Annotated in this window: 30 protein-coding genes; 16 read left to right on the top strand and 14 right to left on the bottom strand. The window is 60.9% G+C overall.

Annotated elements, in window-relative coordinates; all coding sequences use genetic code 11:
- The first annotated feature begins 18 nt into the window (after positions 1-18).
- The 5 genes from G6N74_RS03710 to G6N74_RS03730 all read left to right on the top strand — a co-directional run bounded on the left by G6N74_RS03710 (position 19) and on the right by G6N74_RS03730 (position 5,698).
- Positions 19-1,227 carry an acetyl-CoA C-acetyltransferase gene (locus tag G6N74_RS03710; RefSeq protein WP_165114521.1) on the top strand — a complete coding sequence of 403 codons (1,209 nt, stop codon included), beginning with the start codon at positions 19-21 and terminating at the stop codon, positions 1,225-1,227.
- A 14-nt stretch (positions 1,228-1,241) separates the two neighbouring features.
- Entirely contained in the window at positions 1,242-3,461 is a 2,220-nt protein-coding gene (locus G6N74_RS03715) for a 3-hydroxyacyl-CoA dehydrogenase NAD-binding domain-containing protein (RefSeq protein WP_165114524.1), read from the top strand.
- A 21-nt stretch (positions 3,462-3,482) separates the two neighbouring features.
- Entirely contained in the window at positions 3,483-4,025 is a 543-nt protein-coding gene (locus G6N74_RS03720) for a thioesterase family protein (RefSeq protein ID WP_165114527.1), read from the top strand.
- A 92-nt stretch (positions 4,026-4,117) separates the two neighbouring features.
- Positions 4,118-4,765 (top strand): S24 family peptidase, encoded by a 648-nt coding sequence (locus G6N74_RS03725; protein WP_165114530.1) that lies wholly within the window; start codon positions 4,118-4,120, stop codon positions 4,763-4,765.
- A gap of 12 nt (positions 4,766-4,777) precedes the next feature.
- The gene (locus tag G6N74_RS03730) at positions 4,778-5,698 is read left to right on the top strand and encodes a thermonuclease family protein (RefSeq protein ID WP_205826525.1); all 921 of its coding nucleotides are present in this window, start codon (positions 4,778-4,780) and stop codon (positions 5,696-5,698) included.
- Here G6N74_RS03730 and G6N74_RS03735 read toward each other — a convergent pair.
- On the bottom strand, positions 5,661-7,313 hold the full coding sequence (locus G6N74_RS03735) for a lysine--tRNA ligase (protein WP_165114533.1): 1,653 nt from the start codon (positions 7,311-7,313) through the stop codon (positions 5,661-5,663). The genes G6N74_RS03730 and G6N74_RS03735 overlap by 38 nt on opposite strands.
- A 151-nt stretch (positions 7,314-7,464) precedes the next feature.
- Here G6N74_RS03735 and G6N74_RS03740 point away from each other — a divergent pair, with 151 nt between their 5' ends.
- Both G6N74_RS03740 and G6N74_RS03745 read left to right on the top strand, forming a co-directional pair.
- Positions 7,465-7,878, top strand: a complete 414-nt coding sequence (locus G6N74_RS03740; protein ID WP_165114536.1) for a tellurite resistance TerB family protein — start codon at positions 7,465-7,467, stop codon at positions 7,876-7,878.
- 13 nt (positions 7,879-7,891) lie between these two features.
- Positions 7,892-8,719, top strand: a complete 828-nt coding sequence (locus G6N74_RS03745; RefSeq protein WP_165114539.1) for a sterol desaturase family protein — start codon at positions 7,892-7,894, stop codon at positions 8,717-8,719.
- Between the two features lie 5 nt (positions 8,720-8,724).
- Here G6N74_RS03745 and G6N74_RS03750 read toward each other — a convergent pair whose 3' ends face one another.
- Positions 8,725-9,402: a hypothetical protein gene (locus G6N74_RS03750; RefSeq protein WP_165114542.1), complete on the bottom strand. Its 678-nt coding sequence runs from the start codon at positions 9,400-9,402 to the stop codon at positions 8,725-8,727.
- A 183-nt stretch (positions 9,403-9,585) separates the two neighbouring features.
- Here G6N74_RS03750 and G6N74_RS03755 point away from each other — a divergent pair, with 183 nt between their 5' ends.
- Positions 9,586-10,230: a hypothetical protein gene (locus tag G6N74_RS03755; RefSeq protein ID WP_165114545.1), complete on the top strand. Its 645-nt coding sequence runs from the start codon at positions 9,586-9,588 to the stop codon at positions 10,228-10,230.
- Positions 10,231-10,315: 85 nt separating this feature from the next.
- Here the strand turns inward: G6N74_RS03755 and G6N74_RS03760 are convergent, their stop codons facing one another.
- Positions 10,316-11,158 carry an ABC transporter substrate-binding protein gene (locus G6N74_RS03760; protein WP_165114548.1) on the bottom strand — a complete coding sequence of 281 codons (843 nt, stop codon included), beginning with the start codon at positions 11,156-11,158 and terminating at the stop codon, positions 10,316-10,318.
- Between the two features lie 317 nt (positions 11,159-11,475).
- Between G6N74_RS03760 and G6N74_RS03765 the strand changes: the two genes are divergently transcribed.
- Positions 11,476-13,029 carry a glycosyltransferase family 2 protein gene (locus tag G6N74_RS03765; RefSeq protein WP_165114552.1) on the top strand — a complete coding sequence of 518 codons (1,554 nt, stop codon included), beginning with the start codon at positions 11,476-11,478 and terminating at the stop codon, positions 13,027-13,029.
- Between the two features lie 130 nt (positions 13,030-13,159).
- On the top strand, positions 13,160-13,468 hold the full coding sequence (locus G6N74_RS03770; protein ID WP_165114555.1) for a hypothetical protein: 309 nt from the start codon (positions 13,160-13,162) through the stop codon (positions 13,466-13,468).
- Here G6N74_RS03770 and G6N74_RS03775 read toward each other — a convergent pair.
- A complete protein-coding gene (locus tag G6N74_RS03775; protein WP_165114558.1) occupies positions 13,439-13,816 on the bottom strand; it encodes a hypothetical protein in 378 nt (125 codons plus the stop codon). The two genes, G6N74_RS03770 and G6N74_RS03775, sit on opposite strands and share 30 nt — an antisense overlap.
- A gap of 523 nt (positions 13,817-14,339) precedes the next feature.
- Between G6N74_RS03775 and G6N74_RS03780 the strand changes: the two genes are divergently transcribed.
- Positions 14,340-14,642, top strand: a complete 303-nt coding sequence (locus G6N74_RS03780; RefSeq protein ID WP_165114561.1) for a hypothetical protein — start codon at positions 14,340-14,342, stop codon at positions 14,640-14,642.
- A 165-nt stretch (positions 14,643-14,807) separates the two neighbouring features.
- On the top strand, positions 14,808-14,990 hold the full coding sequence (locus tag G6N74_RS03785; RefSeq protein WP_165114564.1) for a hypothetical protein: 183 nt from the start codon (positions 14,808-14,810) through the stop codon (positions 14,988-14,990).
- Between the two features lie 5 nt (positions 14,991-14,995).
- Here G6N74_RS03785 and G6N74_RS03790 read toward each other — a convergent pair whose 3' ends face one another.
- The 4 genes from G6N74_RS03790 to G6N74_RS03805 form a co-directional block, all read right to left on the bottom strand.
- Entirely contained in the window at positions 14,996-15,208 is a 213-nt protein-coding gene (locus tag G6N74_RS03790) for a hypothetical protein (protein WP_165114467.1), read from the bottom strand.
- Between the two features lie 264 nt (positions 15,209-15,472).
- Entirely contained in the window at positions 15,473-15,736 is a 264-nt protein-coding gene (locus G6N74_RS03795) for a hypothetical protein (RefSeq protein WP_165114567.1), read from the bottom strand.
- The gene (locus tag G6N74_RS03800) at positions 15,733-16,053 is read right to left on the bottom strand and encodes a hypothetical protein (protein WP_165114570.1); all 321 of its coding nucleotides are present in this window, start codon (positions 16,051-16,053) and stop codon (positions 15,733-15,735) included. The genes G6N74_RS03795 and G6N74_RS03800 overlap by 4 nt, the downstream gene beginning before the upstream one ends.
- A gap of 206 nt (positions 16,054-16,259) precedes the next feature.
- Complete coding sequence (locus G6N74_RS03805; RefSeq protein WP_165114573.1) at positions 16,260-16,439, bottom strand: hypothetical protein; 180 nt, start codon at positions 16,437-16,439, stop codon at positions 16,260-16,262.
- Positions 16,440-16,604: 165 nt separating this feature from the next.
- Here G6N74_RS03805 and G6N74_RS03810 point away from each other — a divergent pair, with 165 nt between their 5' ends.
- Positions 16,605-17,033 carry a hypothetical protein gene (locus tag G6N74_RS03810; protein ID WP_165114576.1) on the top strand — a complete coding sequence of 143 codons (429 nt, stop codon included), beginning with the start codon at positions 16,605-16,607 and terminating at the stop codon, positions 17,031-17,033.
- 138 nt (positions 17,034-17,171) lie between these two features.
- On the opposite strand, the gene ppk2 is transcribed toward G6N74_RS03810, so the two are convergent.
- Entirely contained in the window at positions 17,172-18,089 is a 918-nt protein-coding gene (ppk2, locus tag G6N74_RS03815) for a polyphosphate kinase 2 (RefSeq protein ID WP_165114579.1), read from the bottom strand.
- A 103-nt stretch (positions 18,090-18,192) separates the two neighbouring features.
- Between ppk2 and G6N74_RS03820 the strand changes: the two genes are divergently transcribed.
- Positions 18,193-19,470, top strand: coding sequence for an ATP-binding protein (locus tag G6N74_RS03820; protein WP_165114582.1), 1,278 nt, complete (start codon positions 18,193-18,195; stop codon positions 19,468-19,470).
- 97 nt (positions 19,471-19,567) lie between these two features.
- On the opposite strand, the gene G6N74_RS03825 is transcribed toward G6N74_RS03820, so the two are convergent.
- The 4 genes from G6N74_RS03825 to G6N74_RS03840 form a co-directional block, all read right to left on the bottom strand.
- The gene (locus tag G6N74_RS03825; protein WP_165114585.1) at positions 19,568-19,999 is read right to left on the bottom strand and encodes a hypothetical protein; all 432 of its coding nucleotides are present in this window, start codon (positions 19,997-19,999) and stop codon (positions 19,568-19,570) included.
- Positions 20,000-20,030: 31 nt separating this feature from the next.
- On the bottom strand, positions 20,031-20,696 hold the full coding sequence (locus G6N74_RS03830; RefSeq protein ID WP_165114588.1) for an acyl-homoserine-lactone synthase: 666 nt from the start codon (positions 20,694-20,696) through the stop codon (positions 20,031-20,033).
- Positions 20,697-20,787: 91 nt separating this feature from the next.
- Positions 20,788-21,513: a helix-turn-helix transcriptional regulator gene (locus tag G6N74_RS03835; RefSeq protein WP_165114591.1), complete on the bottom strand. Its 726-nt coding sequence runs from the start codon at positions 21,511-21,513 to the stop codon at positions 20,788-20,790.
- 185 nt (positions 21,514-21,698) lie between these two features.
- A complete protein-coding gene (locus tag G6N74_RS03840; protein WP_312857829.1) occupies positions 21,699-23,492 on the bottom strand; it encodes a chloride channel protein in 1,794 nt (597 codons plus the stop codon).
- A 245-nt stretch (positions 23,493-23,737) separates the two neighbouring features.
- On the opposite strand from G6N74_RS03840, the gene phoU reads away from it, so the two are divergent.
- On the top strand, positions 23,738-24,463 hold the full coding sequence (gene phoU, locus G6N74_RS03845; protein WP_165114594.1) for a phosphate signaling complex protein PhoU: 726 nt from the start codon (positions 23,738-23,740) through the stop codon (positions 24,461-24,463).
- Between the two features lie 86 nt (positions 24,464-24,549).
- Here phoU and G6N74_RS03850 read toward each other — a convergent pair whose 3' ends face one another.
- Entirely contained in the window at positions 24,550-25,464 is a 915-nt protein-coding gene (locus G6N74_RS03850) for a LysR family transcriptional regulator (RefSeq protein WP_165115619.1), read from the bottom strand.
- A 99-nt stretch (positions 25,465-25,563) separates the two neighbouring features.
- Here G6N74_RS03850 and G6N74_RS03855 point away from each other — a divergent pair, with 99 nt between their 5' ends.
- Positions 25,564-26,451 carry an NmrA/HSCARG family protein gene (locus G6N74_RS03855; protein ID WP_165114597.1) on the top strand — a complete coding sequence of 296 codons (888 nt, stop codon included), beginning with the start codon at positions 25,564-25,566 and terminating at the stop codon, positions 26,449-26,451.
- The last annotated feature ends 134 nt before the right edge of the window (positions 26,452-26,585 follow it).

The raw sequence follows: 26,585 nt of genomic DNA on the forward strand, positions 1-26,585 counted from the left end.
AACACTGGGAGAAAAAAGATGGCTGACGCTTATGTCTATGATGCCGTGCGCACACCGCGCGGACGCGGCAAGAAGGACGGCTCGCTGCATGAGGTGCCGGCGGTAAGGCTCGGCGCGAAAGTGCTGGAGGCGCTGCGCGACCGCAACGATCTCGACACCGGCACGGTCGACGACATCATCTTTGGCTGCGTCGATCCGGTCGGCGAGGCGGGCTCGGTCATTCCGCGCGCTGCCGCCTTTGAGGCCGGTTATGACACCAAGGCGCCCGGCATGCAGATTTCGCGCTTCTGCGCTAGCGGACTCGATGCCATCAATTTCGGCGCAGCCAAGATCGCGCAGGGCGCGGACGATATCGTGATTGCCGGCGGCGTGGAATCGATGTCGCGCGTCGGCATGGGCATGTCGGGCGGTGCCTGGTTCATGGACCCTTCGGTCGGCTTTCCCGGCTGGTTCGTGCCGCAGGGCATTTCGGCCGATCTGATCGCCACGAAGTACGGTTTTTCGCGCGATGATGTCGACGCCTATGCCGTGGAAAGCCAGAAGCGCGCAGCACACGCCTGGGAAAAGGGCTGGTTCAAGAAGTCGGTCGTTCCGGTGAAGGACCAGAATGGCCTGACCATCCTCGACCGTGACGAGCATATGCGCCCGTCCACCGACATGCAGTCGCTGGCCTCGCTCAACCCGTCCTTCGTCATGCCCGGCGAAATGGGCGGCTTCGACGCGGTCGCGGTGCAGAAGCACCCGGAAGTGGAGGAGGTCAACCACGTCCACCATGCCGGCAACTCGTCCGGCATCGTCGATGGCGCGGCGGCTGTGCTACTCGGCTCCAGGAAGGCCGGCAAGTCGATGGGGCTGAAGCCGCGCGCCCGCATTCGCGCCTTCTCCAACATCGGCTCGGAGCCGGTGCTGATGCTGACCGGTCCGGTCGACGTGACGGAAAAGCTGTTGAAGCGCGCCAAGATGAAGATCTCGGACATCGACCTGTTCGAGCTCAACGAGGCCTTCGCCTCGGTGGTGCTGCGCTACATGCAGGCTTTCGACATTCCGCATGACAGGATCAACGTCAATGGCGGCGCCATCGCCATGGGTCACCCGCTGGGTGCTACCGGCGCGATGATCTTCGGCACGGTGCTGGATGAGCTGGAACGGCGCGACCTCAACACCGCGCTGGTGACGCTGTGCATCGGCGCCGGCATGGGCACCGCCACGATCATCGAACGCGTCTGACCGGGAGGAAGAACATGAGCTACACAAATTTCACGGTCGAAACCGACGCTGACGGCATCGCACTCGTCACCTGGGACATGCCGGAAAAATCGATGAACGTCTTCACCGAGGAGGTGATGGAGGAACTTGACAAGATCATCGACCAGGTCGCAGGCGACGCGGCGATCAAGGGCGCGGTCATCACGTCGGGCAAGGATAGTTTTTCCGGCGGCGCCGACCTGACCATGCTGAAGCGCATGCTGACGCTGTTCCACGAGGAAGAAGCGAAGGACCACGACAAGGCGGTAAAACTGCTGTTCGACACTGCCGGCCGCATGGGCGCGCTGTTCCGCAAGCTGGAGACTTCCGGCAAGCCCTGGGTTTCGGCCATCAACGGCACCTGTATGGGCGGCGCGTTCGAAATGTCGCTGTCCTGCCATGGCCGCGTTGCCGCCGATTCGGACAAGGTGAAGATGGCGCTGCCCGAGGTGAAGGTCGGCATCTTCCCCGGCGCGGGTGGCACCCAGCGCGTGCCGCGTCTGGCCGACCCGCAGTCGGCTCTGCAGATGCTGACGTCCGGCCAGAACCTTTCGCCGCAGAAGGCAAAGGGCATGGGCCTGATCCACGAGATCGCCGAGCCGGCAAAACTGATCGAAACCGCCAAGGCGATGATCAAGAACGGCCTGAAGCCGGTCCAGCCGTGGGATGAGAAGGGCTTCAAGCTGCCGGGCGGCCCGGTCTATTCGGCTGCCGGTGCCAATCTCTGGCCGCCGGCGATCGCCATCCTGCGCCGCGAAACCTATGGCAACTATCCGGCTGCCAGCGCGATCCTGAAATGCGTCTATGAAGGCCTGCTGGTGCCGTTCGACACCGGGCTCAGGATCGAGCAGCGCTATTTCACCGAAATCATGCAGACGACGGAAGCGGCGATGATGATCCGCTCGCTGTTCGTGTCGCTGCAGGAACTCAACAAGGGCGCTCGCCGCCCCGAGGGCGTGGCGCCGACCAAGTTCAAGAAGATCGGCGTGCTCGGCGCCGGCTTCATGGGCGCTGGCATCGCCTATGTCACCGCCAAGGCCGGTATCCCGGTGGTACTGCTCGACCGCGACATGGAGTCCGCCGCCAAGGGCAAGGCCCATTCCGAAAGCCTGATTTCCGATCAGGTCAAGAAGGGCCGCGCCAAGGCGGAAGACAAGGACAGGCTGCTCTCGCTGATCACGCCGACGGCCGATTATGCCGATCTCGACGGCTGCGATCTCGTCGTGGAAGCGGTGTTCGAGGATTCCGAAGTCAAGAAGGGTGCCACCGAAAAGGCAGAGGCCGTGCTGAAGCCCGCGGCGGTCTTCGCTTCCAACACCTCGACCATCCCGATCACTGCGCTGGCGCAGAATTCGAAGCGGCCGAAGAATTTCATCGGCGTCCATTTCTTCTCGCCGGTCGACAAGATGCTGCTGGTCGAAATCATCCTCGGCAAGAAGACCGGCGACAGGGCGCTTGCGGTCGCGATCGACTATGTCCGCGCCATCAAGAAGACACCGATCGTCGTCAACGACACGCGCGGCTTCTACGTCAATCGCTGCGTGCTGCGCTACATGTCGGAAGCCTTCAAGATGCTGATCGAAGGCGTGCCGGCGCCTATGATCGAAAATGCCGCGCGCGCTGCCGGCATGCCGGTCGGCCCGCTGGCGCTGACCGACGAGACGGCAGTCGACCTTGCCCAGAAGATCATGAAGCAGACCATCCGCGATCTTGGCGAAAAGGCCGTCGATCCCGAGCAGATGAAGCTCATCAACACCATGGTCGACGACCATGGCCGCTTCGGCCGCAAGAACGGCAAGGGCTTTTACGACTATCCGGCAAAGCCCGCCAAGAAGAAGCTGTGGCCGGGCCTGAAGGATCTCTACAAGCAGCGCAACCCGGACAAGATCGACTTCGAGGAGCTGAAGCAGCGTTTCCTCGTGGTGATCGCGCTGGAGGCGGCGCGCGTGATGGAAGAGGGCATCGTCACCGACCCGCGCGAGGCCGATGTCGGCTCCATCCTCGCCTTCGGTTTCGCGCCTTACACCGGCGGCACGCTGTCCTATATCGACGGCATGGGCGCCCAAAAGTTCGTCAAGCTCGCCAAATCGCTGCAGAAGAAATACGGCGCCGAATTCAAGGCGCCCAAGCTGCTGCATGACATGGCCGAGAAGGGCGAGACGTTCTACGAGCGCTTCGATCCTTATGCCAAGGCGGAGGCGAAGAAGGCGGCCTGACGGCCGCTTTCTGCGAAAAGCATGTATGTCTGGGCACGGCTTATAAAAACCGCGGTGATGGCGCGTCGCCGCGGCATCTACCGCATGGGTGACGAAAGCAGGCTGAGCTTCCGCTGCCTGCCGACTGACATCGACACCAACATGCACCTGAACAATGCTCGCTACATGATGCTGGCCGATCTTGGCCGCATCGACATCTTTCTGCGCGCAGGCCTGATCGGGCTGGCGCGCAAGAATAGCTGGGCGCCGATGATGGGCGGGCTGCAATCCGTCTTCGTGCGTGAGATCAGGCTGTGGCGGCAGTTCGACGTCGTCTCGACCGTCGAGACCTGGGAGGGCACGCAGGTCATCGGCCGCCACGAATTCATCCTCGACAATGGCGTCACCGCAGCGCTGGTGCTGACGACCGCCGGCGTCTACGACGCCCGCAACCGCCGCTTCCTCGAAATCGATGAGGTGATTGCCGCTCTAGGAAGCGAGGCAAAAGCGCGTGCACCGAACGAAGCTGAGCGCATCTTCATGCAATCCCACGCCGGCCTGCGTTCGCTGGCGAAGAAGGGCTGAGGCGGCGGTTGATAATTATCGTCGCTTCTGGACAACCTCTCGCACCCGCGTTAGAACGTAGAGGTATTTTTTCCTGTTTCGGGACCATGACGATGCTTTCGCACGACCGGGTCTGGGCCGCCATCGATGCGCTGGCCGAACGCTACTCGCTCTCGGCTTCCGGGCTGGCGAAGCGGGCGGGGTTGGATTCCACCGCCTTCAACAAGTCGAAGCGTGCTTCTGCGGACGGCCGGCCGCGCTGGCCTTCGACCGAGTCGCTGGCCAAGATCATCGAGGCGACCAATTCCTCGCTGGATGAGTTTCTCGGGCTGGTCGAGGGCCGCTCCAAGGATGACCGGCCGCTGCCGGTGCAGAAATCCTCGGTGCCGCTGCTTGGCTTCGCGCAGGCCGGTGCCGGTGGCTTTTTCGACGATGCCGGCTTTCCGGCCGGGCAGGGCTGGGATCTCATCGAACTGCCGGCGCAGTCGACCGAAAATTCCTATGCGCTGCAGGTGCAGGGCGATTCCATGCTGCCGCTTTACCGCAATGGCGATGTGCTGATCGTCGAGCCGGGGGCCATGGTGCGCAAGGGCGACCGCGTCGTCGTCAAGACGCAGTCCGGCGAGGTCATGGCCAAGGTTCTGGTGCGCCGCAGCGCCCAGGAAATCGAGCTCCTGTCGATCAACCCGGAGCACCCGGTCCGCAACATAGCGATGGGCGATGTCGATTGGCTGGCCCGCATCGTCTGGGCGAGCCAGTAGGGTGCCGGGTTGATGCGTCCCGGCATATTCGCGCTGACGGTCGCGGCACTTTTCGGCCTGAGCTTCGCCATCATTGCCGGCGGGCACGCGATCACCTCGAACGAAGCAAGCTTTGACCCGTCGAGCATCGAGGTCCCGGACGAGACCGATATTCCGCCGATGGATGACGATGCTTCCCCGAACGACGATCCACAGCAGACAGCACCCGCCGATGACAGCATCTTGCCGGCCGCTCCGGAATCCCCAACACCTGCGCCGGAAAACAATGCCGCGCCGTCGAATAAATCAGGCGAGCTGGAACGCATCGCGCCGCGCGAGCCGCTGAGCCAGCTCGGTCTCGCGCTGCCGCCCAAGCCGCCGAAGCCGGTGGCCCCCGAAGACTGGAAGGGCACGCCGCTCTACCAGCCGGTGGCGAGTTCGGCCGGGCAGATCGAGGCCAAGGGCTATTCTATCGCCATTGCCGGTGTCGATCCGGTGCCGGCGAGCGACGAGTGCAGCTTCGAAGGGACCTCGTGGCCCTGCGGCGCGCGGGCGCGCACCGCGTTTCGTTCCTGGCTGCGCGGCCGCGCCGTCACCTGCACGGTTCCGCCCGAGCCGGACCGCACTGTCATTTCTGCCGATTGCCGCGTCGGCAAGGAGGATGTCGGCGCGTGGCTGGTGGCCAATGGCTGGGCGCGCGCCGCCATCGGCGGTCCCTATGCGGAGGCCGGCGAAAAAGCCCAGTCGGACAAGAAGGGCATATTCGGCCCGCCGCCGGCCCGTGTCAGCGTGACGCTTTCGCCCGCGACCACAAGTGCCTTGCCGGCGCCGCTTCCGCCGCCGGATGAGTCACCGGTTATGCCGGTCGAGCCACAGGAAACGGTTCCGGTAGCTCCCGGACCCTTCCCGCCGGCTCCTACGCCGCCAACTGGCCAGCAAGCGCCTTTGCAATGAGCGCGCGCGTCTCGGCTATGCCGTAAAGTGCTGCGAAGGAGCCGAAGCGCGGGCCGCGTTCCTGGCCGATCAGCACCTGATAGATCATCTGGAAGAAGGCGACAGAGACGCCGGGGCCGCCTTCCGGGCTCTGCTTGGAATGATCCTGATAGCGCTCGATCTTGCGGGCGACGTTGAGCGATGCATTCTGGATCGCTTCGCTGCTTGCATCCGCCGGCAACTGGCCGAGCGCATCCGACAGCGCCTGAAGGGCCGCGTTCTCCACCTCGTCCGGGCTCCGGAAGGATTTCGTCGGCTTCACGAAATCGTCGAAATAGCGCACCGCATAGGCGGCCAGCCGGTCGAGTTCGGGATGCGACTTCGGCGTGACATCCTTCGCGTGGCGCGAGATGAAGCCCCACAGCACGTCCTTGCTGTCGGCGTTGGAGGCGCTGACGAGGTTGAGCAGCAGCGCAAACGTCACCGGCATGTCGATCGCGGGCGGGTTGCCGTCATGCATGTGCCAGACCGGATTGCCCAGCCGCTCCTTCCACTCCTGCTTCGGATAGGCGGAAAGGAAGGCGTAATATTCGTCCACTGCCTTGGGAATGACGTCGAAATAGAGCTTCTTCGCCTGCCGCGGGCGCTGGAACATGTAGAGGCCGAGGCTCTCCGTCGGCGCATAGGTCAGCCATTCGTCGATGGTCAGGCCGTTGCCCTTCGACTTCGAGATCTTCTGGCCGTTCTCGTCGAGGAACAGCTCGTAGACGAAATGCTCCGGCGCGCGTCCGCCAAGGATGACGCAGATGCGGTCGTAGATGGTCTGATTGGTCTGGTGGTCCTTGCCGAACATCTCGAAATCGACATTGAGGGCGGCCCAGCGCATGCCGAAATCGGGCTTCCACTGAAGCTTCACGCGGCCGCCGGTTACCGGCAGGGTGGTTTCCTGGCCGTCCTCGTCATCGAAGGTGATGGTGCCGGCGTTGGCGTCGACGTTCTTCATCGGCACGTAGAGCACTCGGCCGCTCTTGGGCGAGATCGGCAGGAACGGGCTGTAGGTCGCCTGGCGCTCTTCGCCCAGCGTCGGCAGCATCACCTTCATGATGTCGTCATAGCGTTCAGCCGCGCGCAGCAGCATCGCGTCGAAACGGCCGGCCTTGTAATATTCGGTGGCGCTGGCGAATTCGTAGTCGAAGCCGAAGGTGTCGAGGAAGCGGCGCAGCATCGCATTGTTGTGGTCGCCGAAGCTGGCATAGTCGCCGCCGAACGGGTTCGGCACGGCGGTCAGCGGCATGTGCAGATACGGCTCAAGCGCGGCGCGGTCCGGCACGTTCTCGGGGATCTTGCGCATGCCATCCATGTCGTCGGAGAAGCACAGCAGCCTGGTCTTGACCTTGTCCTGCGTCAGCACGCGGAAGGCGTGGCGCACCATCGTTGTGCGCGCCACCTCGCCGAAAGTGCCGATATGCGGCAGGCCAGACGGGCCGTAGCCTGTCTCGAACAGGATTGTTTCGGGGAATTCGCGACCTTTGTAGCGCGCGACGATTTTGCGCGCCTCCTCGAACGGCCAGGCTTTGCTTTCTGTCGCGGCCGCCAGAAGTTCGGGGTTGAGATCGATGATGTTTGATCCCGTCATGTCGCCATTCCTGCATAATTTGCCGGCACAGTCCGGCGATGCCTGCTCTAAGGCGCGCGGCAGGAAGCGTCAACGATTGCGGGCGTTTTTCCTTGCGGTCGAGCCGGCGCCTTCCTAACTTCGAAGCCCATCGCAAGCCCAAGGACAGCAAATGCCCGGCCCAACCGCCCATGAAGCCCTGATCTACCTGATGGTCGTCACCTCCGCCTCCGATCGCGACATGACCGATCTCGAACTTGCGCGCATCGGCGACGTGGTTCGCTCCTGGCCGGTGTTCGAAGGCTTCAACGACCAGAAGCTCGTCCGCATCTCGCAGGATTGCCAGAAGCTGTTGCATGAGCAGGAAGGCCTGGACGGCGTTCTTTCGGCCGCCGCCAAGGCCATTCCGCAGCGCCTCCATGACACGGCCTACGCCGCCGCGCTCGAAGTCGCTGCCGTCGATCTCGAAATGCGGCTGGAGGAGGTGCGCGTGCTGCAGCTTCTGCGGCGTCATCTCAGCATCGAGGAAAAGATGATCTCGGCGATCGAATGGGCGACCAAGGCACGCCACCGCATGCTGACGTGACCGGCAGCAGGTGATGGGCGAGATCGCTGCTTCCGAGGCCTTCGTCCGCACGGCCGCCTTCCTGGTGATCTTCCTGGCCATGGCGCTGTTCGAACTGTGGTCGCCGCGCCTGGAACGGCAGGAAATGGCCGGCGCGCTGAAATCGCGCCGCTGGTTCGCCAACCTTTCGCTTGTAGTGATCTCGTCGCTCGTGCTGCGTGTGATCTTTCCGGCTGCAGCCGTCGGTGCGGCAGCCTTTGCCGAGGCGAAAGGCTGGGGGCTTTTGCGCGCTGCCGGCCTCGACGGGGTGCTCGGCGGCATCGTCGCCTTCGTCGCGCTCGATTTTGCGGTCTGGCTGGAGCATGTCGCCAGCCACAAGCTGCCGGTCCTGTGGCGCATCCATCGCGTTCACCATGCCGACACTGGTTTCGACGTCACCACCGGCCTGCGCTTTCACCCCCTGGAGATATTGCTTTCCATGATCTGGAAGGCCGGTGTGGTGATAGCGCTCGGCGCGCCGGTACTTGCGGTGCTGGTCTTCGAGATCGTGCTCAACGGCTCGTCGATGTTCAGCCATTCGAATGTGCGGATTTCACCCTCAGTCGATCGCTGGCTGCGCAAGGTGATCGTCACGCCGGACATGCACCGCGTCCATCATTCGACGGACCGGCCCGAGACCGACTCCAATTATGGCTTCAACTTCTCGTTCTGGGATCGCCTGTTCAAAACCTATGTCGGCCAGCCGCCGAAGCGCGGCCACGACGGCATGGCGATCGGCCTGGAGCAGTGGCGCGACGAAAAGCCGTCGCGGCTTGGCTGGCTGCTGGCGTTGCCGTTCAGGTCAGGGCGCGATGCCTCATGAGTTGTTTACCGGCGTTGCAAAGTCCCCGACATGGTTACGCCGCTTGCCGAGGCGGAATACGATATGCTGTTTGCAGACTTCATCGTAATTCGGACGCTGGCCTCGCCGTCACCGGAGGGCTGCTGGTAGGTGTAGGAGACGGTGTTTCCCGAAACCCGGCCGTTCTGGATCTCGTAGGATTGGCCGTTGGGTGACGAAGAGTTTCCCGAGACCGAGTTCCCGTTGATCCTGAGGTTCAGCGTCATCGGGGCGGAGAGCATCATCCAGCCGACCTTACCGTGCCAGGTTCCTGCAAAGGACTTCGAACCCTCACGTCCTTGTTGTTGGCCGCCCTGCGCGGCATTCTGGCGATCTTCAAACGCAGCGCATTTTTCGACCTTGAAATTCTTTCTTGAGATTGGACGCGTGCCGAAGACGCTTTCGGGTTCTGCATTGCCTCCTTTCAGGATGGCGCGCTGGGGCGTGTTGTCCAGATAGTAGTCGACCTTGGAGCAGGTCGGAGCAGAACTGCGAACGATGATTTCAGCGGAGTAGCTGCCCTTCGAGCCTGTCGAACTCCTGATCTCGATCTTCGCTTTGCAGGCGCCTACCCGTTTGTTGAAATCACAATCGGCAGCGGCAGCGACCGACCATGACGAAACAACCATGAAAGCCGAATAGACGGCAGAAAGAAGCAGTCGCAAGAAACATCCCCTCACAAATATAGGGTCCCACCTGGCGCGTTGCTTGGGATGCCCGTTGCGCCGTGACGATAACGAATCTGCTGCCGCACCTCACCCTCCAATTGGGTGGTTCGGCCGCCGCAATTCTGTGCACAAGGTTCCACGACAATTCAGGCGCATCTGCGCTGGCGAGCGGGGGCTTTGATGTCGCGACGACACTTCACGGTAGAAGCAGTGGTTTCGATCGGTTTTCTCGGCGTTGTTCTTGCAGCCTTCCTGCCATCCGAGGTGATAGCAGCGGCACAATGCAATTTCGACAAGCCTGTCGGCTCGTGCACGGGTTCAATAAGTATTGAAAGCTCTGGCGGTTCAAAGCCAAGTTATTCTGCTGAGATTACCGTTCACAGCAGCGCAAACGCATGCTCGAAGGTTGAGTACTATTTGGATTCAACGCCGAACACGACAATTCTTCGAAATTCGAATGCTGAACCGGAAAGCCTATTCAGCACAAAACCGATTTCCAAGAAGAATATCAAGGTCAAGAAGTGCACTGAGTACGAAGACAAAAACAATTCAAACTCTTCCGGTAGCAAATCATGTATGCCGGCAGGGCTTCTGAAAGAGGTTGTAGCCAGGGAGGCTGGTTATGTGCGCGAAAATAAATGGAAAATCGACCTTGCCCGGAAGAACAGGCTAGAGGAGCTTCAGGCGAAGAAAGTGAACTCCGCGTATGTTGCCGAGATGGACCAATTTCTCGCGCAATACGCTCCGTTGGTTGAGGAGAGCGAACGATTGGCCAACAAGGCTAAGAAGTGCCTCGCCGATCCCAGTTGCTCATGCCGAACATAGGGTTCTGGCTTCGGTTTAGAGCTATCGGAACCCGCCAGCTGCCGCCGAGCGCGCTATCGCGTGGATGGACTGGCATCAGGACGCTTCAGTAAAAGCTGACCGGAAAATAGCGGAGATACAACTCGGCGAAGATGCCCTTCACCGATATTTCATGCAGCGCATAGTTCAGGGCGTCCGCCAGTTGCGGATTGTCTGCCTTGGTGGCGATTGAGAGGCCGGTGCCGAGATATTCCGGGGCAAGATAGGGCCCGCCGGCGAAGCGGCAGCAGCCCGCGGCTTCCGATCCGCCCAGCCAGAAGCCGAAGCGCATGCCGTCGCCGAAAGCGCCGTCGAGCTTGTTGGCCTTGAGATCGTCGAACAGCCATTCCTGCTTGGCATAGGTCACCGCCTTCACGTCGGGGAAATAGCTGCGCAGCAGGCGTTCATGCGCAGAGCCGGCGAGAACGCCGATGCGCTTGCCTTCCAGCTTGGCGTAGATCGGCTCGGCGACGGCGGATGATCTCGGCATGATGAAACGTGCCGGAAATTGCAGGTAAGGCCGCGAGAACGCATATTTCGCGCGGTTTTCCTGCGTCACGGCAACGCCGGCGACGATCGCCTCGCCGTCGCCCTTCTGCAGCGCCGCGTCGAGTTCGCCCCAGGGCAGGGCCTGGATCTGGCACTTCGCCGCGATATCGAGTTCGGCGCAGATGGCGCGGGCAAGGTCGACATGAAAGCCCGAAAGCCGGCCGTTTCCATCGAGGAAGTTGAACGGCGGAAAATCGGTGGTGGTCAGGAAGCGAAGCCTCTCAAGCGTCGAAAGGTCCGGCTTGGGCAAGCGCTCCTTGGTGTCCCAGAAAACCGGAACATCGGGTCCGGCTGCCCGCGCCGGTGCGCTCAGCGCTATCAGCGCGCAACAAACGGCCATCAGGATCGAACGTGGTTTCATGAAACGCCTAGTAATGCGAACAAGTGCGTAGACATTTACCCTTCCCTTGGCCGGCAGGCAAAAACATTGTGGAAAGGCCTCATCTCATTTGGCTGGCTAATAAATTAGCACTTGCTTTTTTGCCATGGCGGGAGGCGTCGGGATGTGCATTAATGCACGCGGGGATTGCAACATGGGGGTGTTGCGATGGCGCATTTTGTGCCGACGCGGGGTTTCTGCGGCAAGAGGCTTGGCTCGCCTGCGTTGAGCAGGCTGCCGGATTTGTGCGCGCGTTGTGAATTCGGCGCGGGCGATCTGCAGATCCGGACCGGTGTTCGATGGCTGCGCTAGAATCGGAGCGTCCCAGCGGATTTCCTTTTCATGAGGCCGAACAGCCTGACGACGAATTCCACATTGGAGCTGCGAACGGCAGCATAAGTCTTTTCGCGGCTCTCGTGCTGCCGGAAGTGGCGGAATGGCGGCCGGTGCTCGATCGGCTGGGCATTTCCTTCGACGACAGCGTTGTCATCGCCTCGCGCGCCGGCGTCAATGGCACGACCTTCCAGGCCGAGATTCTGGTGTCCGGCCTTGTCACGGAAGTCGCCTTCTATCGCGCCATTGCTGACGAGCTTGGCATGAAGTTCGAGGCCAGGATCAATCCGCACAGCCTGATGCTGGGGGAAGAGCAGGCGCTGACGATGCTGCGACAGGCGCCGGCAAAAGGCGCGGCGCGGATCGAGGACGGTTTCGGCCGCATAGTCCTCCTCATAGCGCCTGACCTGGCTGGGTGGAAACAACTGCAACGCATTCGTGGTGGAGAGCTTTCCCGCCGTGCGCGGATCGTGGCGCCTGCGGTTCTGCGGCAGGCTGTGTTGCGGCGATCGCGCAAGATACTGACCGAACGCGCCCTGACCGGTCTCTCCGATCAGCGACCCGATTGCTCCGCGCGCAGTGTGCTGAGCGCCTGGCAGGCTTTCTTTCTGGGTGCCTTCGCGGTCGCCGTGCCGACTGCACTGCTTTTGAGATCGACGGCTTTTTTCGTCCTGCTGCATGTCCTGTTCTCGGTATTTTTCCTGGCCTGCGTGGCACTGCGTATTGCCGCTGCCTTCTGGTTCGAGAAGCGACCGCCGCAGAAACCGTCAGTTGCGCTGTCTCCCAAGATGCCGGTCTATTCGGTGCTCGTCGCGCTCCACGGCGAAGCGGAGGTCGTGCCGCAGCTTCTGGTCGCGCTGAGCAAGCTGCAATGGCCGCGCAGCAAGCTGGAGATCAAGCTGGTCTGCGAGGAGGACGACAAGGCGACGATCCAGGCGATCCGGGCTCACCCGCTGCGCAGCTACGTCGAAGTGGTGTCGGTGCCGGCGTCATTGCCGCGCACCAAGCCGAAGGCGCTTGCCTATGCTTTGCCGCTGACGAGCGGGGAGTTCGTGGTGCTCTACGATGCCGAAGACAGGCCGCACCCGATGCAGCTGATGGAGGCCTGGCAGAGGTTCGCGGCAGCAGACGCGGAACTCGCTTGCCTTCAGGCGCCGCTCGAGATTTCGAACCGCCGGGCAAGCCTCATCTCGAACATGTTCGGCTTCGAATATGCCGGTCTTTTTCGGCGGCTCCTGCCATGGCTGGCCGCGCACAGGCTCGTTCTGCCGCTCGGCGGCACGTCCAATCATTTTCGCCGGTCGGCTCTGGAAGAAGTCGGTGGCTGGGACCCCTACAACGTCACCGAGGATGCCGATCTTGGCCTGCGGCTGGCGCGTTTCGGCTACCGGGCCGACACTCTGTCATGCCCGACGCGCGAGGACGGGCCGGAAGATTTCGACACCTGGCTCGCCCAGCGCAAACGCTGGTTCAAGGGCTGGATTCAGACTTTCAAGATTTTACCTAAAGCATTGATATGACAATACTATATTATAAGATTCGCACGCCGTATTCAGTGTGAAGCAACGATATAGCAACATTTCTCTGAGCGGAGGGCATTTCTCAGTACAAAGGTAGGGGCGTGAAGTGGTGCGATTGGCAGCCCTGAGCATGGACGAAAATCAAGAGCCGGCTCGCTGCATGGTGGAACTGCCGACGAAAACGCGCGAGTTCCTTTCAGAACTCAGCCCGGATGATATCGCCACCATCAAGACCGGCCTGCCGATTATCCGCATGATTGTTGGCTTCGGAAAGGTGACGAAATGGCTCGCCATAACCACGATCGGCATTGCAGTCGGGGCAGTCCATGTTCTGGGAATCGGTGACGAAAATCCTGGGTTGGTTTCGTCCGCCACCTGCCTGAACGCCGTCTCGGACTGCAAGTCCGAACTAGCTCGGCTCTTCAAGAACTACCATTAACTGCGAAGTCCAGAGCAGCCCAAAAAGACAGATCGCAAGAGTGAAGTTTCCCAGCAGGGACGGATATGTGCTCCAGGCAAAATATCTCACCGTGATGGCATATGCCGCTATTGGCACGATGTAGACCTGTGGAGCGAAAATCAACAAAAAGTAGGGAAACTTGCCCGGAGTGCCTGCTGGAAAGGCTAATAAGATACTGCAAAGCACTGCAAGTATAATAAACGCCGTTGAAAACAGCATTTTTGCTTTGTTGTCGAACGTGTAAAAATACCCAACCAAGATAAAGAATGCCCATGCCCCGGCAAAAGCTACCGGGGCCAACGCTGTGATTGTGCGGGTCCAGTTCATTTCCGCCAATTAACACAGGCAAGGGAACTCTGCACTAGCCGTGCCGAACGTGACGCCCGCGTTTCCAATCGTAAGCTATTCCGTCCGGTCGCTGAAAGGTGCCGGACGGTTTTTTTGTGCCTTCGTGGCGGGCCTGTTGACGCTTCGCCTTCCTGATCCGGCAAGTTCTAGGTGTGCGTCTTGACTATGGCACAAACGTGATGCGCCGGGCCAGAATTGGGGTTCGCATCCGGTCCGAGCAAGGCGAGCGCGCGGTTGCGCTCGATAATCCAATGATCGGTTTCTCGCGTACCCAAATTTGGGGATTGACCGGCCCGCGTGTTCGTTGACCGGAGCGCGCGGGTCTTTTTGCGTTTGCACGTTTATTTTACGCTGCGGCAACAGGCTGGCATTACTGGTCTTTTAGAATTGAATTGCGAGGGTTCGAAATCGGCGCATACTTTGTAAATCGCTGGCCACTGCTACGGGCACCGGCGGCTGGGAGTGATTACAGATGCTTTCGCCCCAAAGACGGGAGGGAGCCATGGAAGCCGTGCACACACATTATTCAATTTTTTGTCCAGAAGAACTCCAGATGCTGTGCCGTGTGGTCAAAAAGACTTGCGACTGGCACGGTCTTGGCTACGGAGGCCAAGACGCGAAGGACATTGCTACTCTGGCTATGTCACTTTTCGCTTCGGGCCAGATCAACGAAGAATTTCTTTTTAAACGGCTTCGGCGCGAACCTCTGGTAAGGCGCACGCACCGAGCTTTTGCCGACCTTGCCACGTCACAACGGCGACCAGGGCGGCGAATGGTCAAGAGATTGCAGGGTGCCGCGCACTGAGGCAATCAGGCTGCCAGCGGCTCCTTATTAAGCTCAGGCAGCGAGCGTAGGCGGTTTCCCGATCGCCAAGCTGCTTCCCGTCACTCCGAAAGGGGTGGCGGTTTTTTTTGGTATTTAGGAACCGACCACCCGTCACTTTGTTGGAGGTGAAAGAAGGGACGGATCATGACAAGCAGGCAGCATCTACTAATCACGTTGCAAAACGCGAGAGATACGTTGCACGAACTGCGGATGGCTTTGGTTCTTGCCGGTCCCAGCGAAAATCTAAGCGATATCGAGGCGCTCGTCGGGGTTGCTGAGGAGGAGGTCCGCCGCGAATTGCGGCGGATGGAAAGCCCGCGATTGTGAGAGCTTTATTTCTGCTGAATCTTGCCGTGGTCGAGGTCGAAGACGCCGTCGCCAGACTGATGAATGAAATCCCTCTGAAGCTCTCCCCAAGTGCCAAGATAGCCGTGGCAGGTGCTGCAATGGATCGGAGTGTCTTCACCAGCGTCTTCAGGAATATCCAAGCGGATTGTCCCGCAGGTTTTGCAGTCGAGTTTGTGATCGAGAAACGCGCGCGCCATTTATCCACATCTCCCATAAGAGGCCGGCACGGCGAGGGTTCCATTCGCCGCACCGGCCAATGCAGCCGGCGGACCCAGCCACCCGATTAGATAATCACTGAATCCCCTGCCGTGCCAGTGAATTTGCAGGGAACATTGCCGCAAGGCGAGCGTTAGCGTCGTGCCGCTACTGTCTGGGATTATGCGAGGAGCGGCAAGCTGCCGGCGTTCACTCACTCCCCGGCGGCATAGAGCCCGCCTTCGCTGCCCTCGCGACGGCGGGCTTCACTCCATGTCCGGCACTTCGCCGGCCATAAACAGCGTCGTGGGCTCGCCATACTCTCCGACGGTCGGGTTTGCCTCTCGGCTCCAGGCGATGACACCGGCATGCTTTCCCGCCAGTCCCTTCGCCGTTCTGATCGCGCGGTCCTCGGTCTGCTGCTCCATTGGATCGAACGCCGGCTGAAGCTCGCCTTCCTCGTCTCGGTCGAACGCCATGACGACGATCAGCTTCGGCGCTTTCTGCTGTGGCAGGACGTTGTCGCTCATTTCCGAGCGGCCGGCGAGTCACGCAAGTTGAGGTCTGACAATTCCAGTTCGGCGGTAGCGGGAACTTTATCCTTCGGCCACCCTTCGCAGCAGGCCAAAACGGCAGCCAAGTCTGCCTCGCGCCAGACGTCACAGATATCGGAATTGTCTGGTGCTTCTCCTTGGAAGCCCTGAATATCCCAGCCTTCCATGTCGAAATCTGCTTCTGCTGCCTGAAGCGGTGTCACGCCGGCCGTGTCGAACACCGCTTGCGCGGCAAGGAGGCCTCGAACGATTTCATCCGGTTTTGCACCTGGGATATGGATTGTGATCGACATTGTCTCACCCCTTCCTAAAAGCCCGGAACCCTGTCTTTCTCTGATTCTTCGCGATGTTCGGTGGAACAATACCAGAGGGTCCCGTACCGGGTGTTCACGCCGAACGGCGCGACTTTCTTGCAACCGCTGCTATGGTCGCAAATGTGGTTCTCGATCTGCCTCGGGGCAGCCGGTTGCCCGACCGTGTGGTTTTCGTCCGACATGGTTCAGACCAGCGGTTTTGGCTTGCGGTCTTGGCGGTCGAGCTTTTCCTGAAGGTGTGCGTTCAAGACCATCTGTTCCTTCAGGGCTTTCATCATGTCGCCGCCGTGCAGACGAACGAATTTCTCGGCGGTGGTCTGCAAAATTGCCTCTTGCCGAGCATCAAGCGTGACAATGTGGTCCATGGCGGGACCTCCTGTAAGGCATGGACTCCATAAGAACAAAATGAGAACATAGAGTCAAGTCAAGCCTTTACCCGAAAGCCTGGAGAGAAATGCCCGATACCAGCGGAGCCCGTAGACAGCCCTGAACGCTGGTTCAAGGGCTGGATTCAGACCTGGTTCGTCCATATGCGCAATCCCGTCAGGCTCGCCCGCGAAGTGCCTTTCGCTTCGTTCTGCATGGCGCAGATCCTGTTCGCCGGCATGGTCATGTCGGCGCTGATGCACCCGTTCCTGATCCTGTCGGCGCTGGTGCTGACCGTTCAGGTCAGCGGCGGCATTCCGCTGAGCCTTTGGCAATGGGGCCTGCTGGCGTTCGACTCCATCACCGTGGTGCTTGGCTACGCATCCTTCATGGTGCTTGGCCGAATGACACTCAACGAGCGCGAGAGCCGGGGGTTCTGGAAGGTCTGCCTGATGACGCCGGTCTACTGGCTGATGCTGTCGCTGGCGGCATGGTGCTCCGTCTACGAACTGTGGAAGCGGCCGCATCACTGGCACAAGACGCCGCACCGGGAAGCGAGACCGCTTGCTAACTCTACCCTGCCGGTCATCTGACGCAGTTTTCTGCGCTTCCGGTGCTCACGTACCTAAATGTACGCTCCGCTCCGGTTCTCGAAAACCACGCCATATGCCTCGGCAGGGCGAGTTATCAAACAGTCTCTCACCCGGCATTGCCGATGAGTTGCCGAGCTTTCACTTCAGGAACTTCGGCCCTTCGCCGATGATCTTCTTGTCAGGCTTGCCGATGGCGTCGAGATCGCGTCCCGTATAGGGCAGCGCGAGAAGAATGTGGCGGATCACAGCGATACGCAGCCGCCGCTTGTCGTTGGCTTTTACGATCGTCCACGGTGTCTCGGAGGTGTGAGTCCGCTTCACCATCAGGTCGCGCATTTCGGTATAGGCGTCCCATTTGCTGATGCCGGCGACATCCATCGGCGAGAACTTCCAGTTGGTCAGCGGGCTGTGGCGGCGATCGTGAAAACGCTTGAGCTGGACCTCCTGGCTTGTATCCAGCCAGAACTTGAAGAAATGGATGCCCTCACGCACGATCTGCTTTTCGAAGCGCGGCGTTTCCTCCAGAAAATGCTCGTGCTGTTCGGGCGTGCAAAAACCCATCACCGGCTCGACGCCGGCGCGGTTGTACCAGGACCGGTCGAAGGTGACGAACTCGCCCGCCGTCGGGAAATGCAGCACATAGCGCTGATAATACCATTGGCCGCGCTCGGTTTCGGTCGGCTTGGTCAACGCCACGTTGCGGGCCGTACGCGGGTTCATATATTCCCGCACCGCATTGATCGTCCCGCCCTTGCCGGCGGCGTCACGCCCCTCGAAAAGGGTCAGCACCCTGTGGCCTGTCGCCTGCATCCAGGCCTGAAGCTTGACGAGTTCGATCTGCAGCCGCTCCAGCGTTTCTTCATAGTCCTTGGAGGGCATCTTGTCGTCATAGGGATAGCCGCCCGAACGCAAGGCCTTCTTGTCGATCCAGTCGGGCAATTCGGGATTGTTGATGTCGAAGAGACGCTCCTTGCCGCCGATCCTGAGTTTCAACGGTGTGAGACCTGCGGTTTCCTTGGCTGCTGCGGTCTCAGGCGCGTCGTCGGCGTTTTTCATTTCGACAAACCTTTCTTGGTTTCCCTTTCATGCTATTGGGTGCGGCCAGACTGGTCCAGCGTGAAGTTTTACATCCAAGTATCAGGCATCACGGGATTTTCGCATGAGCGATCAAGGCCGCGAACTATGGATACGCCGCGCGATGCGGCTGGTCGCCCACCGGTTCCGCCAGAATCGCTGGATGCTGGCCGCAGCCATCGCAGCCGTGCTTGCCGTCCACATCTGGGCCGGCGGCGACACCCGGACGGTCACTGCAGTGGTGGGCGCGCTGATCGTCGTCGCGGGCCTTGCGCCCAGCCGCACGGCGGGGCTTCTCACGACCGAGGCAGAGGAGACCGCCAATGGTGGCACGCGCGGCCTCTCGGGCGAAAACCTGGCGGCCGCCGTCACCGACCCGCTGATCGTATTCGACGGCGCTGGCGCGGTCGTCCATGCCAATGATGCCGCCGTCAACGCTTTCGGAGCGCTGCGCCCGGGCATCCTGCTGCTGCTGAAATTCCGCGCGCCGGAAATGCAGGAGATGATACAGGCCGTGCTGTTCGGCCATGCCGCGTCGCGGCAGATCGACTTCATCGAGCGCGTGCCGATCGAACGCGTCTTTCGCGTCACCGCATCCGCCGTCGGCAGGGGTACCGGCCTCTATGTCATGGTGTTCAAGGACCAGAGTGAGACGCGCCGTATCGACCGCATGCGCGCCGATTTCATCGCCAATGCCAGCCATGAGCTACGCACGCCGCTCGCCTCGATTTCAGGCTTCGTGGAGACGCTGCGCGGCCCGGCGCGCGACGACGCCAAGGCGCGTGATCATTTCCTGCAGATCATGCAGAACCAGACCGCGCGCATGGCCCGGCTGATCGACGACCTGCTGTCGCTGTCGCGGCTGGAGATGAAGTCGCATCTGCGGCCCGGCGTGAAAGTCGACCTGCGCGGCGTGGTGGAAAGCGTCATCGATTCCCTCAGCCTGCTGGCGAAGGAGTCCGGCGTCACCGTCGAGCGCAACTTCCCCACGGGGGCCTTCGAGGCGCTGGGCGATCGCGACGAACTGTTCCAGGTCTTCGAGAACCTTCTGGAAAACGCCTGCAAATATGGCGCGTCGGGTGGCCGTGTCGTCGTCTCGATCGGCGGCCCGGACACGAATGCCGAGCATGAAACCACGGTCACGATCCAGGATTTCGGTCCCGGTATTCCCGAAGAGCACATTCCGCGCGTGACCGAGCGCTTTTACCGGGTGGACGTGGAAACCAGCCGTTCGCAGAAAGGCACGGGCCTCGGCCTTTCCATCGTCAAGCATATATTGACCCGTCACAACGCCCGCCTGTCGATCCGCTCGAAGCTGGGCGAGGGTGCGGCCTTCACCGTGCATTTTCCGGCGGCGGAATGATATCCGCCGCCGGACGTGCGGTATGTCCGGGGAGGCCGAACCTGTCTATCGCGCCGCGCCTCCAGTGGCGCGCGACGCGATTTATTTCCTTCTCGGGCTAAGCCGATTTCGCGACCACCAGGCCATCTTCGCCGAGATCGGCTCGCGCGATGTGGCCATTGCGCAAAAGCCAGCGGCTGAACCGGTATCGGGTGGAGAAGGCCGTGCCGGTAATGATGACCGGCTCGCGGCACCTCTCTATGTCGTCGTCGATCCGGTTCAGCAGATCGGGCACACCGCCTGTGCCGATCCTGCCCCAGAGGATGTAGTCCGTACCGCTCGGCGTTTTCCGGAGGCTGCCGCCTCCGGAAATATGCGCCTTGTCCGCCTGAAGCAGCCGCGCCTCCTCTGCGCGGGCTGCTTGCATCTCCTTTCGTAGTTCGCTCATGAACTGAGCGAAATATTCCTTGCGAGGGATTTCGGGCACCACCAGATCGTCGTTATGGCTGGTGTTGGCGAGTGCTGCCCGAGATCCGTTCCGATGCCGCACCGGGTGCCCCCCGTGTTCGTGTTGTCCCATTTTAAGCTGCACGAGCGCCTCCTGTACGGCTGGTGCGATACTGCTGCATGAACGGCTCGTAGGGGCCGCGATGCACCAGAATGGAATGGTCGAGATTGCCCCTGGCGAGCGCGCGGTCGCGCGCTTCCGGCGTGACGTCGAAATAGGCGGCGACACACCAGCGGTCGTCGATCAGAATAGGATTTCCGATCTGTCTCACCGTCCAGCCGAACCGCTTCCACAGCGGCAGCCAATACAGATCCTGAATGCCGCCGATGCGGCTGATGCCTTCATTCAGGCAATACTCCATGACCGTCCCGCAGAACTGGCCCTTGATCGGGCCGTGGCCTTTTTCGCGGAAGGAAGGGACGATGAAGCCGCGCGTCCATTCGGCGACGTCCGGTTGCCTGGGGACGCCGGTGAAATTGCAGCTGTGCGGAAACACCTCGCTCAGCATATGCGGTTCGGTGGTCGGCAGAAGCCGGGTCCCGGTCATGACCTGATCGTCAACGATCCCGATCATGTAGGTGGCTTCGTCGGTGTCGAACTGGTCGATTTCCATGCCGCTGCCATCGTCGTCGCGCCATTGCTTTTCTTCGACATAGATGGCGTGGCGCGCGCGAAAGAAGTCTTCGAGCTCGGCGACATAGAGGTGGCGGTTTGCGGCGTTTACGACGTGGATCTGCACGGCTACTACCCCCTGCGGTTGATTCTCTCGCAGAAGGATGAACCGTAACGGGCCTGTCAGCTATCATCGGAATCGATGATTGACCGGCAATTTACACGTGAATAATGTGTTGCCTGATTGCTTCCATAACCGCCTGGGTTGTATTGGCGGTATCCAGCTTCGCGTTGATGTGCCGCTGGTGGGTGCGCGTTGTCGACTCGGAAATATTGAGGATGGTCGATATCTCCCAGGCGGTCTTGCCGGCAGCCGCCCATTTCAGGATTTCCTGCTCCCTGTCGCTCAGGGATGGAGGCGGAGGAGCTTTCTTCGACGCCAGGTCATTCGCGGCCATCTGGAAATAGACGGCGGCGCAATAGAGCAGGCCTTCGTCTTTCTTGTCGATGTCCATCCGGCGGTGACTGGCAAGCGAGACAACCGCCTGCCACCTTCTGGCAGTCCGCAAGGGGAAAGCAATGCCGTCGACCAGGCCAAAAGCAGCGGCCTCGCCGTTCAGCTGCTGGACGCGCTTGGTGACGGGAAATGCGTCCCAGGCTTCCCGCCAATGAAAAGGCCGGTCTTTGGTAATCGACCATTTCGAGACCGGATCGTCGGGAAAATACACCTGCTCGCGGTAACGATCGGACCAGGCTTCCGGCCAATGGTTTGCGATGACCATCGGTTCCACGTCGATGCCGGCCGAAGGCAGGCCGGTCATGATGAACGCGTTGAAGCCTTGCCGATCGATGACTTGTGAGAAATCGTTGACGAGGAGGGACAGGTTTGGATGTCTCTCCGCCCGCTCGATGAAATCGAGCAATTCGCTGTGTGCATTCAGCATTGCCGTTCCTCGGTGCGTTTGCCTGTCCGCAACATGAGTAACTATAGCTATATCTATGAATCTAACGATGTAAATCGGTAATTTAGAACTATTGCGGCGCTGTCACGCAAAGTTTTTTTGTTTCGGATGTTGTCAATTTTTGTCCGGTTTGAAAGTTAGGGCGGGCGAGCTTTGCCAAAGGCTGCTCAGCTTTCGCCTGAAAGATCCTTGCGCGCCTTGTCCAGTTCCTCGGCATAGCGTCGCAGCAGGTGGGCTTCGGTCAAAAGCCCGACCACCCGGCGGTTCGAGAAATTGTCGACCACCGGCAATTCCTCGCTGCCCGAGCGGGCAAAGATGTCGGCGGCTGCCTTGACGTTCATGGACGGCACCAGAAGCGTGTCCTGATATTTCGCCAACGTGCGGATGGACGCACCCTCGGCCTCGTTGCCCGCATCAAGGGCGTAGACCTCGGCGACAAGCAGCATTCCGGCGTATTTCTTGTCGGCATCGGTGACGATCACGCGCTGCGCGGCACCCAGCGGCACTTGCCTGCGGAACTCTTCGATCGTCGTCGTGTCGGGCAAGGTGCGAACGTCCTCGCGCATCATGCGCTCGACGGTCAGGTTGCGGGTCCAGCTCACGTCATGGGCGCTTCGGATCGTTTCGCCACGCAGGTGGAACCGCCAGGTCGAGAAGGAGTAACCGAAGGTTTCGCGCACCAGCACCGCCGACACGATCGACGCCGCCAGAACGACGCCAGTGAGGGCGAGGTTGCCGCTGGATTCCAGCGCCAGGAATGTCATGGTCAGCGGCGCTCCGACGACGCCGACGGCGAGCGAGGTCATGCCGACAACGGCCGCGATCATCGGGTCGACCCCGGTCTGCGGCAAAAGGAAGATCATCGCCTCGGCAAAGATCTTGCCGAGCAGGGCGCCCAGAAACAGTGAGGCGAAAAACAGGCCGCCGCGAAATCCCGAACCCAGCGATACGGCGGAAGCGATCAGCTTGAGGACGAAAAGCTCGGCGACGACGTAGAGGCCATAATTCATCGCCAGTTCGCGATGCAGCGCGCCATGGCCGCTCGAAAGGACCTGGGGCGTGATCAACGCGAGTGCGCCGATCAGGCACCCGCCGATCGCCGGACGCAGCGCGGCGTCGATGGAAAGCCGCGAAAAACCTCGCTCCACCAGCGTCACCAACTGCATGATGGCGATCGACGCGGCTCCTGCCAGAAAGCCGAGAAGCAGATAGGGCAGATATTGCAGCGCCGTCATCGCCGGCACCGGGCCGACTTCGATAGGAAACTGCGCGCCGCCAAGATAGCTCGCCGTCAGCGAGGCGGTGACGGCCGCAGCCATCGCCGGCGCGACATTGGCGACGGAGTAGACGCCGATGATGAGCTCGAAACCGTAGAACGCACCCGTCAATGGCGCGCCGAAGGCAGCCGCAATCGCGCCGCCAGCACCGCATCCGACCAGTATTCTGACGTCATTGCGGCGCAGCTGCAGAAAGCTGGCCAGCCGGGACGCCAGCCCCGAGCCGCTCTGGGTATAGGCCGCCTCCAGCCCGACCGACGCGCCGAAGCCACTCGAGATAATCGTCTGCACCGCGACGATGGCGGTGTCCGTCGCCGACAGCCTTCCGCCATAGAGCGCATTGGCCTCGATCGGATCGATCGGCGTGCGATATTGCCGGCGCCGGAGATAGGCGATCGTCAACCCGAGCAGCACGCCGCCCATGACGGGCACCAGCGCCTGGGAAGAGCTGGATAGCGAGAACATGGCCGACAGCCGCGCGCCGCGCTCCAGGCCGAAAAGCAGCCAGTGCATCTCCTGAACGATCCAGCTCATTGCCGTGACGGTCACCGCCGCCAGCGCCCCCACGACGCAGGCAACGCCGACGACGGCTATGCCGCGCGCGTTGAGAAGGTGAAGAGCCGTGTGAACTTGCGCGCGGTTCTTGCGGGAGGAAAGGAGCTTTGTGATCGTGCTTTGGAGCACCGCGCGGCCTTTTGCAGTTAGGAGGATGGACGTCACGGGAATGCATGGACCACTTCGCGCGCCGGCCAAAATAGCAGCTGCTCGTTGGAGACGATGGTTCCGGACCCCTCGCGCAGGCGCTATCAGCCCGAATTGTGGCGTCAGCGTGCCGCCAATCCAAGCTTTCTTTTTTCCGTCATGTCGTTAGCCTATATGCATGGATTCAGGGATCATGATTTGGCGGTTCCGAAGAGAGATGGACCTTCATGCAGTCGCACCACATTGTCAGTGCTTATGACGACGAGCTGAAATACCTGACCCGCAAGGTTGCGGCGATGGGCGGCCAGGCAGAGCGCCTTGTCGATCAGGCGATCGCGGCACTCGTCAATGCGGACGCAGCGCTGGCCAAGAAGGTTATCGCCGACGACACCATCCTCGACGAAGCCCAGCGTGAGATTGACGACAAGTCGATCGTGCTTATCGCCAAGCGCCAGCCCGTCGCAGGGGATTTGCGCGAAATCATCGGCGCGATCCGCATTTCGGCCGACCTCGAGCGCGTCGGCGATCTCGGCAAGAACGTCGCCAAGCGTGTTGTTGCCGTCTCCGAGGGCCGCCAGCCGGTCAGCCTGTTCCGCGGCCTGCAGGCGCTGGCCGAACTGGCGCTGACGCAGCTCAAGGAAGTGCTGGACGTCTATGCCTCGCGCTCGGTGGAGCGCATCGAATTCGTGCGCGCCCGCGATAACCAGATCGACGCCATGTACACGTCGCTGTTCCGCGAACTCCTCACCTACATGATGGAAGACCCGCGCAACATCACGCCCTGCACGCATCTGCTGTTCTGCGCCAAGAACATCGAGCGCATCGGCGACCATGCCACCAACATCGCCGAGACGATCTACTATGTTGTCACCGGCGACCAGATGCCGATCGACCGTCCCAAGGAAGACAAGACCGACAAGGTCGTGATGCCGGTGGAAATCGCGGCGAAGTGAGTGGGGCGTGTCTGATCCTGCACGGACAGAACTGTTCATAGGCCAGGTGGCAATCCGCTCGCAGCTGATCTGCTGAAGGCTTTCTTTCAAGCCGCGGCCTCGTCGTTCTCGCCGGCGCCTGCGCTTATCTTCCTGGCGGCAAGCTCTATGAATGCCTTGACCAGCGGCGAAAGGTGCTGGCTGCTGGGATAGACGACATGAAGGCCGCCAACTGGTGTCGCGTAATCGTCAAGGATGCGGCGCAGCCGCCCATCCCTGATGGATGCCTCGGCGATCCGGTGAGGCAATAGGGCGATGCCATAGCCCGCAATCGCTGCGGCAACGACGGCCTGCATTTCATTGGCCGCGAAGCGCCCGGATACCGCGACTGTTTCCTGACCGTGCGGTCCGTCCAGCACCCAATGAGCGCTGGACGTCGACGGGCCGGCGATGACGCAGTGATGATGAGCGAGATCCTCCGGCACAGCCGGCACGCCGCAGCGCGCGAGATAGTCCGGGCTGGCACACAGGACCCTGTGCGTGGAGCCGAGCTTGCGGGCAATCAGCGTTGAGTCCGGAAGTATCCCGGTGCGGAAAGCGAGGTCTATCCCATCCTCGACCAGATTTAGCGTGTCGTCGGTGAGGCGCAACTCGACCCTGGTTTTCGGAAAGGCTGCGAGAAAATCGAATACGGCGCTGGAAAGAAAGGAACTGCCAAAGCCGACAGGAGCCGAGATGCGAAGCGTGCCTGACGGTTCAACCCTCGCTTCCGCAAGTTGCAGATTGGCATTCTCGATTGTCCGCAGCGCCTGACTGCTCTGTTCGTAGTAGAGACGACCCGCATCGGTCATGTTGAGGCTTCGCGTCGTGCGCTGAAGCAGGCGCACCCCAACCTCACGCTCAAGCGCTGCAATGCGGCGGCTGACCGTCGTCTTGGGCATGCCGAGCTGGCGCGCGGCGGCAGTGAAACTGCCTGCCTCGACGACGCGAGCGAATACCACGATATCGTTGAGATCGAACATTGTATCCATAGGTGGGACGATGTTTCCCAATTATAGTCTATTATGGATCAATATGGCAGGCCCTAACTTTGTTCCAGCAGAAACAAAAGGAGCAAGGACATGACTACCAAACGAACCGTTCTGGTTATCGGCGCCACCGGCCAGCAGGGAGGCGCCGTCGTGCGCGCACTGCTGTCAAAGGGACATCGAGTCAAAGCGCTGACCCGAAAGCCGGATAGTGATGCAGCGCGGCAACTGACCGCCGCGGGCGTCGACGTCGTGGCAGGCAATCTCGATGACGCAGCATCCGTCCTGAAGGGCGCAAATGGCGTCGATACCATGTTTTTGATGGGCAATAGCTACGAGGCTGGAACCGAAGAGGAGGCACGGCTGGGGATCATGGCCGCCGATGCGGCGAAGGCTGCCGGCGTCGGACATCTGATCTATTCTTCCGTCGCCGATGCCGACAAGAAGACGGGCATCCCGCATTTCGAAAGCAAATATCTCGTTGAGAAGCATATCGCCGGGCTGGGCATCCCCTACACCATCAGCGCGCCGGCCGCCTTCATGGAGAATTTTGTCGCGCCGTGGTCGATCGACGCTCTGCGCAGGGGCACGCATGCCTTCGCAATGCCGCCCCAGCGCGTCCTTCAGTTGGTAGCCGTGGCCGACATTGGCGCCTTCGCCACGGCTTTGGCAGAGCGGCGCGAGCAGGTGTTCGGCAAACGTTTCGATTTCGCCGGTCATGAGTTGTCCGGCGAGGAGCAGGCGAAGATCCTGTCGCAGGCACTTGGTCGTCCGATCAACTACCAGGAGCTTCCGATCGCCGCGATGCGTCAGCAAAGCGAGGATGCGGCTCTTATGTTCGAATGGTTCGACCGCGTCGGTTACGATGTCGATATCGCCGCGTTGCACAAGGATTTCCCAGAAGTCCGTTGGCACAGTTTTGCCGATTGGGCACGTGAGTTCGATTGGAGTGTTCTCAAGCAGGCATATTCTGCGGTCTGAGCATCTCTTGGCATCAAACGTGGGGGAAGAGGATTGGCAAGACAGCCGGCGTCCACTTCCCACCCGTTGCTGAATTCGAACCGCACCGACAAACCACGCTCCTCCCTCGAACCTTCCGCAAAATTGCGCTAAGC

This window comes from Mesorhizobium zhangyense (genome assembly GCF_011045115.1).
Taxonomy (GTDB): domain Bacteria; phylum Pseudomonadota; class Alphaproteobacteria; order Rhizobiales; family Rhizobiaceae; genus Mesorhizobium_M; species Mesorhizobium_M zhangyense.

What these genes read in the sequence shown, in the direction of transcription:
- G6N74_RS03710 (WP_165114521.1), top strand. Translation starts at nt 19, where the DNA reads ATGGCTGACGCTTATGTCTATGATGCCGTGCGCACACCGCGCGGACGC.
- G6N74_RS03715 (WP_165114524.1), top strand. Translation starts at nt 1,242, where the DNA reads ATGAGCTACACAAATTTCACGGTCGAAACCGACGCTGACGGCATCGCA.
- G6N74_RS03720 (WP_165114527.1), top strand. Translation starts at nt 3,483, where the DNA reads ATGTATGTCTGGGCACGGCTTATAAAAACCGCGGTGATGGCGCGTCGC.
- G6N74_RS03725 (WP_165114530.1), top strand. Translation starts at nt 4,118, where the DNA reads ATGCTTTCGCACGACCGGGTCTGGGCCGCCATCGATGCGCTGGCCGAA.
- G6N74_RS03730 (WP_205826525.1), top strand. Translation starts at nt 4,778, where the DNA reads ATGCGTCCCGGCATATTCGCGCTGACGGTCGCGGCACTTTTCGGCCTG.
- G6N74_RS03735 (WP_165114533.1), bottom strand. Translation starts at nt 7,313, where the DNA reads ATGACGGGATCAAACATCATCGATCTCAACCCCGAACTTCTGGCGGCC.
- G6N74_RS03740 (WP_165114536.1), top strand. Translation starts at nt 7,465, where the DNA reads ATGCCCGGCCCAACCGCCCATGAAGCCCTGATCTACCTGATGGTCGTC.
- G6N74_RS03745 (WP_165114539.1), top strand. Translation starts at nt 7,892, where the DNA reads ATGGGCGAGATCGCTGCTTCCGAGGCCTTCGTCCGCACGGCCGCCTTC.
- G6N74_RS03755 (WP_165114545.1), top strand. Translation starts at nt 9,586, where the DNA reads ATGTCGCGACGACACTTCACGGTAGAAGCAGTGGTTTCGATCGGTTTT.
- G6N74_RS03760 (WP_165114548.1), bottom strand. Translation starts at nt 11,158, where the DNA reads ATGAAACCACGTTCGATCCTGATGGCCGTTTGTTGCGCGCTGATAGCG.
- G6N74_RS03765 (WP_165114552.1), top strand. Translation starts at nt 11,476, where the DNA reads ATGGCTGCGCTAGAATCGGAGCGTCCCAGCGGATTTCCTTTTCATGAG.
- G6N74_RS03770 (WP_165114555.1), top strand. Translation starts at nt 13,160, where the DNA reads ATGGACGAAAATCAAGAGCCGGCTCGCTGCATGGTGGAACTGCCGACG.
- G6N74_RS03775 (WP_165114558.1), bottom strand. Translation starts at nt 13,816, where the DNA reads ATGAACTGGACCCGCACAATCACAGCGTTGGCCCCGGTAGCTTTTGCC.
- G6N74_RS03780 (WP_165114561.1), top strand. Translation starts at nt 14,340, where the DNA reads ATGGAAGCCGTGCACACACATTATTCAATTTTTTGTCCAGAAGAACTC.
- G6N74_RS03785 (WP_165114564.1), top strand. Translation starts at nt 14,808, where the DNA reads ATGACAAGCAGGCAGCATCTACTAATCACGTTGCAAAACGCGAGAGAT.
- G6N74_RS03790 (WP_165114467.1), bottom strand. Translation starts at nt 15,208, where the DNA reads ATGGCGCGCGCGTTTCTCGATCACAAACTCGACTGCAAAACCTGCGGG.
- G6N74_RS03795 (WP_165114567.1), bottom strand. Translation starts at nt 15,736, where the DNA reads ATGAGCGACAACGTCCTGCCACAGCAGAAAGCGCCGAAGCTGATCGTC.
- G6N74_RS03800 (WP_165114570.1), bottom strand. Translation starts at nt 16,053, where the DNA reads ATGTCGATCACAATCCATATCCCAGGTGCAAAACCGGATGAAATCGTT.
- G6N74_RS03805 (WP_165114573.1), bottom strand. Translation starts at nt 16,439, where the DNA reads ATGGACCACATTGTCACGCTTGATGCTCGGCAAGAGGCAATTTTGCAG.
- G6N74_RS03810 (WP_165114576.1), top strand. Translation starts at nt 16,605, where the DNA reads ATGCGCAATCCCGTCAGGCTCGCCCGCGAAGTGCCTTTCGCTTCGTTC.
- ppk2 (WP_165114579.1), bottom strand. Translation starts at nt 18,089, where the DNA reads ATGAAAAACGCCGACGACGCGCCTGAGACCGCAGCAGCCAAGGAAACC.
- G6N74_RS03820 (WP_165114582.1), top strand. Translation starts at nt 18,193, where the DNA reads ATGAGCGATCAAGGCCGCGAACTATGGATACGCCGCGCGATGCGGCTG.
- G6N74_RS03835 (WP_165114591.1), bottom strand. Translation starts at nt 21,513, where the DNA reads ATGCTGAATGCACACAGCGAATTGCTCGATTTCATCGAGCGGGCGGAG.
- phoU (WP_165114594.1), top strand. Translation starts at nt 23,738, where the DNA reads ATGCAGTCGCACCACATTGTCAGTGCTTATGACGACGAGCTGAAATAC.
- G6N74_RS03850 (WP_165115619.1), bottom strand. Translation starts at nt 25,464, where the DNA reads ATGTTCGATCTCAACGATATCGTGGTATTCGCTCGCGTCGTCGAGGCA.
- G6N74_RS03855 (WP_165114597.1), top strand. Translation starts at nt 25,564, where the DNA reads ATGACTACCAAACGAACCGTTCTGGTTATCGGCGCCACCGGCCAGCAG.